An 8,737-nucleotide genomic window follows, 5' to 3' on the forward strand; every position below is an offset into this window, starting at 1 on the left:
CTAGTGTGCCGGTGTGATCGAAGTGGAAGGACTCACCAAGCAATACGGTCGTACGGTCGCGGTCGACGACCTGTCGTTCCGGGTCGAACCGGGTCGGGTGACCGGTTTCCTCGGCCCGAACGGCGCCGGCAAGTCGACGACCATGCGGATGATGCTCGACCTGGACCGGCCGTCGGCGGGTCGGGTGTTGATCGACGGTCGACCGTACCGGTCGTTCACCGCGCCGCTGCGGCATGTCGGCGCCTTGCTGGAGGCGCGGTCGGTGCACGGCGGCCGGCGGGCACACCACCATCTGCGGTGGCTGGCGCACACCAGCGGGGTGCCGTCCGCCCGGGTGGACGAGGTGCTGGAGCTGGCGGGGTTGGCGGGCGTGCGACGCAAGCGGGTCAAGGGGTTCTCGCTCGGCATGCACCAGCGGCTGGCGCTCGCTGCCGCGCTGCTGGGGGACCCGCCGGTACTGCTGTTGGACGAGCCGGTGAACGGTCTGGACCCCGAGGGCATCGTCTGGCTGCGCACGCTGCTGAAGGACCTGGCCGCGCGGGGCCGGACGGTGTTCGTGTCGAGCCACCTGATGAGCGAGATGGCGTTGACGGCCGAGCATCTCGTGGTGATCAGCCGGGGCCGGCTCCTGGCCGACACCACCGTGGAGCGGTTCATCGCGGAGAACTCGAGGTCATACGTCCGTATTGCGACTCCGGAGCCGAGCCGGCTCCGGGAGGCCTTGGCGGCGGAGGGAATACAGGTGACCGACAGCGGGGACGGAGCGCTGGCCGCGGCCGGCGCCGACCCGGCACGGGTGGGTGAGCTGGTCGCGGCGCACGGCGTGGTGGTGCACGAGATCGCGGTGCGGTCGGCGTCGCTGGAGGAGGCGTTCGTGCGGATGACGGGAGACGCGTCGTGAGCGCGATATCCGGAGCGAACCATCGAGGACCGCGGCGGCTCGCGGCGGTCAAGGGGGAGTCGTGAGTGTCTTGGTGCCGGCGTTGCGGGCGGAATGGACCAAGGCCCGCACCGTGCGCTCGACGTGGTGGAGTCTCGCGACGACCGCGATCCTGTCGGTCGGGCTCGCCGTGCTGCTGGGTTTCCAGATGGCCGGGTTGCCGCCGGAGCGCAGGGCGGACATGGATCTGGCGCAGCTCAGCTTCCTGTCGCTGCTGATCGGGCAGATCGCGCTGGTCGTGTTCGGTGTGCTGCTGGTCAGCGCCGAGTACACGTCGGGCACGGTCCGGGCGTCGTTGGCGGCGGTGCCGCGCCGGGGCGTGTTCCTGGCGGCGAAGACGCTGGTGGCGGTGGGGGTCGCGGGTGTGGTGGGGGTGGCCGTCGCGTTCGGCACGTTCTTCGCCACGAACTGGGCGTTGGGTGGGCACGGCACGACGCTCGGTGAGCCCGGTGTGCTGCGCGCGGTGCTCGGGGCGAGCGCTTATTTGGCCATGATGTGCGTGTTCGCGATGGGTGTGGCGACGGTGCTGCGCAGTTCGGCGCTGGCGTTGGGGATCCTGATCCCGTTGCTGTTCCTGAACTCGCAGGGGTTGGCGAGCCTGCCGGCGATCCGGTCGGTGACGCAGTACCTGCCGGACCAGGCCGGGGCCGGGATGATGCGGATCGCCCCGGACGAGGTGTTCTTCCTGGGAGAACTCGATTTCGGCCCCGGTGTGGCGTTCCTGATCATGCTGGCTTGGGTGGTGGCCGCACTAGTGGGTGGTTACCTGTCGCTGCGCGGCCGTGATGCCTGACCCACGGGTACCGTACGCGGGTGAGTGCGGAGCCCCCGACTGGCCGGCGTCCCGGCCGGCCGCCGTCGCTGACCAGGGACGATGTGGCGCGGGCCGCCCTCGAGGAGGGTGTGTCCCAGCTGTCGATGCCGACGGTCGCACGACGGCTCGGCGTCGGTCATTCGACCCTGTACCGGTACGTGCACGACCGGGATGACCTGTTGCTCGCGGCTCTGGATCTGGCGATGCGGGAGTTCCCCTGGCCGGCGGCCGAGCAGGGCTGGCGGGAGCTGTTGACGTCGTTCGCCGACGCGATGTGGCGGTTCCTCGAGCAGCACCCCGGGCTGGGTGAGGTGTCGCAGGTCGTGCCGGGGCTGCCGGCGACGGCGCTGGACATCGGGACCCGGTATGTTGCGCGGCTGCGTGCCGAGGGGCTCTCCGACCGGGACGCGGTGACCGCGGTGAGTTTCGTCGCCGACCTGGCGGTGGCGACGGAGATCAGCGCGCGCCGGATGAACCGGCTGTTGGACACGCCGCGCGGCCGCCGCAACTTCCAGGAACTGTACGGGGACCTGGCCGGCGAACCGCGTGGTTTGCTCGACGACAAGCTGGCGGTCCTGCTCGACGGGCTCGCGAGCCGCATGGGCAAGCCCGGTACAGGCGTATTGCCTCAGTCGCCGAGGTCGACGCCTTCCACGGTGGCGCCGCCGCGGGAGGCGATCGCCGAGGCTGGCCGGCGGCTCGCGCGCCGGTCCGGGCTTTCCGCGGTGTCGGTGCACGCGGTGGCCGGTGAGCTGGGGGTGGACGTCGACGCGGTGCTGCGGGCGGTCGGTGACCGGGACGGGGTGGTGGTGGCGATGCTCGACGCGGTCGCCGGGGACATCGTGGTGCCGCCGCCGTCCCCCGATCCCCGCACCGAGCTGCTCGCGGTGGCCACGGCCGGGTACACGGTGATGTCGGCCGATCCGTGGTCGGTGATCGCGCTCGCGGTCGATGGTCTGGCGGCGCCGGCGATCATGCCGGTGGCGGAGCGGGTGTTCGTGGCGTTCCGCAAGGCCGGGGTGCCGGACGAGGCTCTCGGCCACGCGAACCGCATCCTGTGGGGTCATGTGTATGGGGCCGTTCTCAACCAGGCCCCGGCCGGCACGTTCGCGCGCCGGGTCGCGACGAGCGCCGACTTGCCGGCACCCACGGGCCCGACCCGCTCCACGCTCGGGATCGAGATCATCGTGGACGGGCTCCTGGCACACCTGGCCACCTAGGCACTGTCCACAGCGGACGACCGAGGCTCCGGCGTTACAGCGGGGTGCGCGCCAGCGCCTAGGATGATCGCGTGCGAGCGACGTCCATGACTGTGCGGGTGGACACGACCGACTTCCTGTCCGATCCGATCGGCCCGGCGACCGTCGCCCGCGCGTTGGTTCGCGAGCCGGGGGAGGGCCGGCTGCTGTGGGCGGCCTACGCGAAGGCCTCCTACTACGACGTGCCCGGGCTCGAACCGGACGGCACACCGCGGCAGAACACGTTCGCCCGGGGCGCTGGCAAGGTGGGTGACTTCCTGTCCGACCTGCTGTCGCCTGCTCGGGGCGACGACGGTGACGGGGACTCGCCTGCGCCACCGGATCTCATCGTATGGGGTGCGGGCCGGGACTGCCTGGCGCACCGGTACGTGCGGGACATCTCGTCGGTGGGCGCGGCGCTGCGTCGGTTGTGGACGCTCACCCCGCAACGACTCGCGCTGCACACCGAGGTCGTGCCGGTCGAGCCGGAGCCGGAACCCGACCATGGCGGTGGGTTCCTGGCGAAGGCGGCGCGGGTGGGCAGCGGGCTGGCGAAACTGGGCCGGGACATCGCGGAGAAGGTGTCCGACCACCGGCTGAGGTTCGGCGCGAACGTCGAGGGCGAACCGGTCGCGTTACCGACGCTGGAGCCGCGTGCGGAGATCCCGCGGTCGCGGATCGCCGGGTTCGAGGTGGCGCATCGCGGGTCGGCACCGGTGCTGCGGTTGCGGCTGGTCGACGGGTCCGGGGTGGACTTCCTGGTCGGCATGACCGACCGCGACGAGTGCGAGTACGCGGTGGGGCTGGCCAACGGTGAGCCGGCGCTGCGGCCGGGTGCGCGTGCCGAGTGGGTGGCCAGGCTCGCGGACAAGTCCCGTGGGCTGGCCGAGCGACTGGTGCGGCGGGGTGAGCAGGTGTTGCTGGCCGCGACCACGAACCTCGGGTACGTGGGGGTGCAGCTGGGGCGGGAGCTGCGGGTCCCGCACACCCCGCTGGGGCGGGTGCCGGAGCTGAACGTGGGGACGCTGCGGTGGCCTCGGCCGGCCGTGACGTCGCAGGAGCCGAACGGCTGGCTCGACGACCCGACGATCGCGTTCTGGGCGCAGGCGGACCGGGCGGACCGCGACGCGGTGGTGGTGGCGGACATGTTGTCCCACACCCGAGGGGACGCCCGGCTGGTGTTGACCCGGGACCGGTTGGTGATGCTCGCCGCGACCGATCTGTTGACCGCGCCGCCCGACCCGGCGCCGCCGCTGACGGCGGTGCTGGAGCTGCCGCCGAGTCGGATCCGCGGCGTGGTCGCGGAGTTCGCGGGCCGCAGTCTGCCGCCGAAACCGTTGCTGCGTATCGACTTCACGGACGGTTCGACGCTGCGGCTGCGGGACCCGATCGCGGCGCGGCAGGCCGCCGCGCTGGTCGGCGCCTAGCGCGACCGGCGGGGCTTCGGGGTCAGCCCGTGCCGGATCGCGTTGCCGGCGTGGATGCCGTACACGAAGTCGAGGGCGATGGTCCGGAGACGTCGGAGAACAGTACGCATACAGACATCGTGCGTTCCCGTACGACCGTATGGGAGTGGCGTGGAAGACACTCTTCGCTAAGATTTCGCCATGGCGCCGACGGTATCCGTACTCGCCTACGACGGCATGACCGCGTTCGAGACCGGCATCGTCACCGAGGTGTTCGGGCTGACCTGGCCGGACGTGGACATCGAGTGGTACGAGCTGGCCATCTGCACCGAGCGGGCCGAGCCGGTGCGGATGATCGGCGGCGCCACCCTCAGCACCCCTCACGGCTTGGAGGTGCTGGCGGCGGCCGACACGGTGATCGTGCCGAGTGTGAAGAACATCGACGTGCAGGTCTCACCGGAACTGGTCGCGGCGCTGCGCCTGGCGCACCGGCGCGGCGCCCGGCTGGTGTCGATCTGCTCGGGTGCGTTCGCGCTCGCCGCGGCCGGCCTGCTCGACGGCCGCCCCGCCACCACCCACTGGCTCTACAGCGATCAGCTGGCTCGCCGTTTCCCGGCGGTACGGGTCCAGCCGGCGCCGCTGTATGTCGACGACGGTGACGTGCTGACCAGCGCAGGCTGCGCCGCGGGCCTGGACCTGGCACTGCACATCGTGCGCCGCGACTTCGGCGCCGCCGTGGCCAACGCGATCGCCAGGCGTCTGGTCGTCCAGCCCCACCGCGAGGGCGGGCAGGCACAGTTCATCGAGACCCCGGTCGCCGCGGACCCCGACGACGACCGGGTCGCCCGCAGCATGGCCTGGGCCCGTGAACACCTCACCGAACCCATCACGGTCGACCTGCTGGCCCGCGCCGCGCACATGTCGCCCCGCACCTACCTGCGGCACTTCAACAAATGTGCCGGCACCAGCCCGATCCGCTGGCTGATCATCCAACGGGTGCAGGCGAGCCTGGAACTGCTCGAGACCACGACGATGCCGGTCGAACGTATTGCCACCGCGGTCGGGTTCGACACACCGGTGACGTTCCGGCATCACTTCCAGGCCACCATGCACACGTCCCCGTCGATGTACCGGCGAACGTTCCGGTCCGGCGCCGATTAGAGGACCGACGGCTCGGGGTTGCCCACCGCGCGGATCGCCCGCCGAACCGGCACGAAGAACATCAGCACTAGGCCCACGAAGAAGAAGATCACCAGCGAGATGATCGCCGGCCGGTACGACCCGGTCGCGCCGGCGACCGACGCGAACAGCAGCGGCCCCATCCACGACGTGGCGCGCTCGCTGATCTCGTAGATCGAGAAGTACTGGGCCTCCTTGCCCGGCGGCACCATCTGGCTGTACAGCGACCGCGACAGCGCGTTCGTCCCGCCGAGCACCAGCCCGATGCCGACCGCGAGCAGATAGAACTGCATCGCCTGCCCGGCCTGCACGAAGTACGCCGCACCGATCACCACGACCCACACGGCCAGGCTCATCATGATCGTGCGCTTGGCACCGAACCGGCGGGCCACCAGCCCGTGCAGCACACCGCCGAGGAACGCGACGAACTGCACGATCAGGATGGTCGAGATCAGCACGGTGTCCTCGAACCCGAGTTCCTCGCTGCCGTACTGGGCGGATACGTTCGCCACGGTGGCGATGCCGTCGGTGTAGATCAGGTAGGTCCCCAGGAACGCGAGGGTCAGCGGGTAGGCCTTGGCCAGTTTCACCGTGTCCACCAGCTCACGGAACCCGCCCCGCACCACACCACCCGGGCCGTGCTCCGTGCCGTGCGGCCGTTGGTGGTCCTTCAGGCGCCGCAACGGGATGAGGGTGAACGCCGCCCACCACAACCCGGACGTGAGGAACGCGATCTGCGCGGCGTTGCCTTCGGTCAGCCCCAGCGAATCGTGCATCAGGTACACGACCAGCTGCAGCGCCAACGCCACGCCGCCGCCCAGGTACCCGAACGCCCACCCTCGGGTGGACAACGCGTCCCGCTCGTCAGCGGTGGCGATCTCCGGGATGAACGAGTAGTAGATGACCACTGACGCGCCCCAGCCGATGTTGGCCAGGATGAACAGGATCGAACCCAGCTGCCAGTTCGTGCCGCTGACGAACACCATCAGCGCGCAGGCGAGCGACCCGCCGAACGCGGTGAACGCGAGCATCCGCTTCTTGTGCTGTGTCCGGTCGGCTATCGCGGCCAGCAGCGGCACGATCAGCACCTGGACGATCGTGGCGGCGGCCAGCAGGTAGCCCCACAGCGAGCCGGCCTGGAAGTGCCAGCCGAACAGGTCGATCTGACAGTCGACCAGTTTGTTGGTGCTGCCGTCGGCCTTCTCCGGACACGGGTTGGGTCCGTTGGTGGCGGTGTCCGCGAGCGCGGCATCGGCCGCCACGGCCGTGAGGTACAGGGCGCCGAACACGGTGGTGACCGTGGTCGGGAACACCTGGTTCGCCCAGTCGTACCACACCCATCCGCGCTGCTCGCGCTTCCGGTCCGGTGCGCTCGGCACCGTGTCGCGGCCGTCGTCCACCACGCTCATCGATCCTCCGTCGTCGTTGCGCGAGCTCCACTCAGGAAACCGGCACGCGGACCTTATCGGGAGCGGCGGCGTTGGTGATCGACTCGACACACCTGATGCCAAACAGTGCCGTGGTCACTGTGGCTGGTGTTGCGGTTGTGGCTGGTGTTGCACCGCCGTACCGTCCGAAGGCATGAGCGGTAGGCGGATCCTCCTGATCACCCTCCTCACCGGCGCGGCGACGCTCGGCCCGGCGGCCACGGCCACCGCCGACCCACCGGGCGGCGTCTGGGCGCGGCTGCGCCAGTGCGAGTCGGGCGGCCGCTACGGCATCGTGTCGGCCAACGGCCGCTACTACGGCGCCTACCAGTTCGACCTCGCCACGTGGCGCGGCGTCGGCGGCGTGGGGAAGCCGCACCGGGCGTCCCCGGCCGAACAGGACTTCCGCGCCCTGTACCTGTACCGGATGCGGGGATGGCAGCCGTGGACCTGTGCCCGCGTTCTCGGCCTGCGTGAGGACCGGGACGCCCGCAGCAGACGGGTGCCGACCTATGCCGAGTCCGCCGCGCTCGGCGGCGCGGGCACACCGCCGTGGCCTGGCAAGGTCTTCCGGTACGGCGACTGCGACCCGGCGCTGCGCACGTTCCAGCTGCGGATGAACGTCCACGGCTACCGGTTTCGGGGCACCGGCTGCTACCGCGACGCGACCCGCGCGGCGGTGCTGGCCCTGCAACGCGCCAACGGCATCCGGGACTCCGGGCTGTTGGGTCCGAAGACGTGGGTGGCGGCGTGGCAGGGCAGGCCACCTATCCGTTGACCCGCCGGAACCGGCGGATCAACAGCAACGCCAACCCGATGAGCACGGCCCCACCCGCGACCGGGGCCCACATCGGAAGAGCCGGGTCGTCGGGCGTGGTGTGGGCGCGGGGCGCGACCTCTGTCTGTTCTTTCGGCGGGATCGGTGGCGAGTTCTGCGCGTCGGCGGCCGGTGGCGGGAAGGAGGGCCGAACCGTGCCCCACTCGTAGGGCGCCCGCTCGGTCATGTCGCTCGGGGTGATCGCCACGGCGCCGGGCACGGTGACGACCGCGACGTTCGGGTCCGTCATGATCACCTCGTGCTGTGAGGAGATGGTCCAGGTGCCGTCGTGCGGGAACACCACCTCGGCCGAGTAGTGCCCGTCGGTCGCGGACCCGGTGCCCGGGAAGTCCACGCTCGCGCCCTGCTCGTCGGTCGCGCGCAGCGCCGTCGGGCCGAGATCCCCGCCCTTGAACGGGTAGGAGCCGTGCTGGAGGATCCAGTAGCCGAACGTGTAGGTCACGCCGGCCTCGATCCGGGCCGGCGGCGGGTCCAGGAGCGTCTCCTCCCAGGCGCCGGCCGACGCTGGTGTCTGCGTGAACAGCCCGGCCGCCAGCACGGTCAGGGCCACCACGAGGATTCGTCTCGTTCTCATGTTCTGACTACACCGGTGGAACCGACCCGGTTCCGGCGGTGTAGTCAGCTGTGTAGGCCGGGCCGGGGAGAACCCGCTTCTGAGTGAAGCTTGCGGAGCGAACATCGTTACCGACGACGAGGCAGTCGAGCGAGCGCGGTCAGGTGACCGGGACGCGTACGCGATCCTGGTCACCCGCTACAGCGCGCTCGCGCACCGGACCGCGTACCTGCTCGGCGCGGGACACGAGGCCGAGGACGTGACCCAGGAGGCGTTCGTGAAGGCGTACCGGGCGCTGTCCACGTTCCGCGCGGGGTCCTCGTTCCGGCCGTGGCGGTTGGG

The 8,737-nt window shown here is 70.8% G+C and carries 9 protein-coding genes; 7 read left to right on the forward strand and 2 right to left on the reverse strand.

What is annotated here, in order from left to right:
- Positions 1-13: 13 nt before the first annotated feature.
- The 5 genes from VF106_RS38280 (at position 14) to VF106_RS38300 (ending at position 5,559) form a co-directional block, all read left to right on the forward strand.
- On the forward strand, positions 14-901 hold the full coding sequence (locus VF106_RS38280) for an ABC transporter ATP-binding protein (RefSeq protein WP_330844871.1): 888 nt from the start codon (positions 14-16) through the stop codon (positions 899-901).
- Positions 902-962: 61 nt separating this feature from the next.
- Positions 963-1,733 (forward strand): ABC transporter permease, encoded by a 771-nt coding sequence (locus VF106_RS38285; protein ID WP_330844872.1) that lies wholly within the window; start codon positions 963-965, stop codon positions 1,731-1,733.
- Positions 1,734-1,753: 20 nt separating this feature from the next.
- Positions 1,754-2,974: a TetR family transcriptional regulator gene (locus tag VF106_RS38290; protein ID WP_330844873.1), complete on the forward strand. Its 1,221-nt coding sequence runs from the start codon at positions 1,754-1,756 to the stop codon at positions 2,972-2,974.
- Between the two features lie 71 nt (positions 2,975-3,045).
- The gene (locus tag VF106_RS38295) at positions 3,046-4,419 is read left to right on the forward strand and encodes a hypothetical protein (RefSeq protein WP_330844874.1); all 1,374 of its coding nucleotides are present in this window, start codon (positions 3,046-3,048) and stop codon (positions 4,417-4,419) included.
- A 180-nt stretch (positions 4,420-4,599) separates the two neighbouring features.
- On the forward strand, positions 4,600-5,559 hold the full coding sequence (locus tag VF106_RS38300; protein ID WP_330844876.1) for a helix-turn-helix domain-containing protein: 960 nt from the start codon (positions 4,600-4,602) through the stop codon (positions 5,557-5,559).
- Here the strand turns inward: VF106_RS38300 and VF106_RS38305 are convergent.
- Positions 5,556-6,986, reverse strand: a complete 1,431-nt coding sequence (locus tag VF106_RS38305; protein ID WP_330844877.1) for an MFS transporter — start codon at positions 6,984-6,986, stop codon at positions 5,556-5,558. The genes VF106_RS38300 and VF106_RS38305 overlap by 4 nt on opposite strands.
- A gap of 172 nt (positions 6,987-7,158) precedes the next feature.
- Here VF106_RS38305 and VF106_RS38310 point away from each other — a divergent pair, with 172 nt between their 5' ends.
- Positions 7,159-7,782, forward strand: a complete 624-nt coding sequence (locus tag VF106_RS38310; RefSeq protein ID WP_330844878.1) for a transglycosylase family protein — start codon at positions 7,159-7,161, stop codon at positions 7,780-7,782.
- Here the strand turns inward: VF106_RS38310 and VF106_RS38315 are convergent.
- Positions 7,772-8,416, reverse strand: coding sequence for a hypothetical protein (locus tag VF106_RS38315; RefSeq protein ID WP_330844879.1), 645 nt, complete (start codon positions 8,414-8,416; stop codon positions 7,772-7,774). The two genes, VF106_RS38310 and VF106_RS38315, sit on opposite strands and share 11 nt — an antisense overlap.
- A gap of 166 nt (positions 8,417-8,582) precedes the next feature.
- Here VF106_RS38315 and VF106_RS51040 point away from each other — a divergent pair.
- Positions 8,583-8,737: RNA polymerase sigma factor (locus VF106_RS51040; protein ID WP_414639156.1), on the forward strand; the 155-nt coding region annotated here is incomplete at its 3' end.

The organism is Actinophytocola sp., assembly GCF_036378875.1.
Taxonomy (GTDB): Bacteria; Actinomycetota; Actinomycetes; order Mycobacteriales; family Pseudonocardiaceae; genus Actinophytocola.

Excerpts from the sequence above, each read along its gene's own strand:
- VF106_RS38300 (WP_330844876.1), top strand. The coding sequence starts at position 4,600 with ATGGCGCCGACGGTATCCGTACTCGCCTACGACGGCATGACCGCGTTC.
- VF106_RS38305 (WP_330844877.1), bottom strand. The coding sequence starts at position 6,986 with ATGAGCGTGGTGGACGACGGCCGCGACACGGTGCCGAGCGCACCGGAC.
- VF106_RS38310 (WP_330844878.1), top strand. The coding sequence starts at position 7,159 with ATGAGCGGTAGGCGGATCCTCCTGATCACCCTCCTCACCGGCGCGGCG.
- VF106_RS38315 (WP_330844879.1), bottom strand. The coding sequence starts at position 8,416 with ATGAGAACGAGACGAATCCTCGTGGTGGCCCTGACCGTGCTGGCGGCC.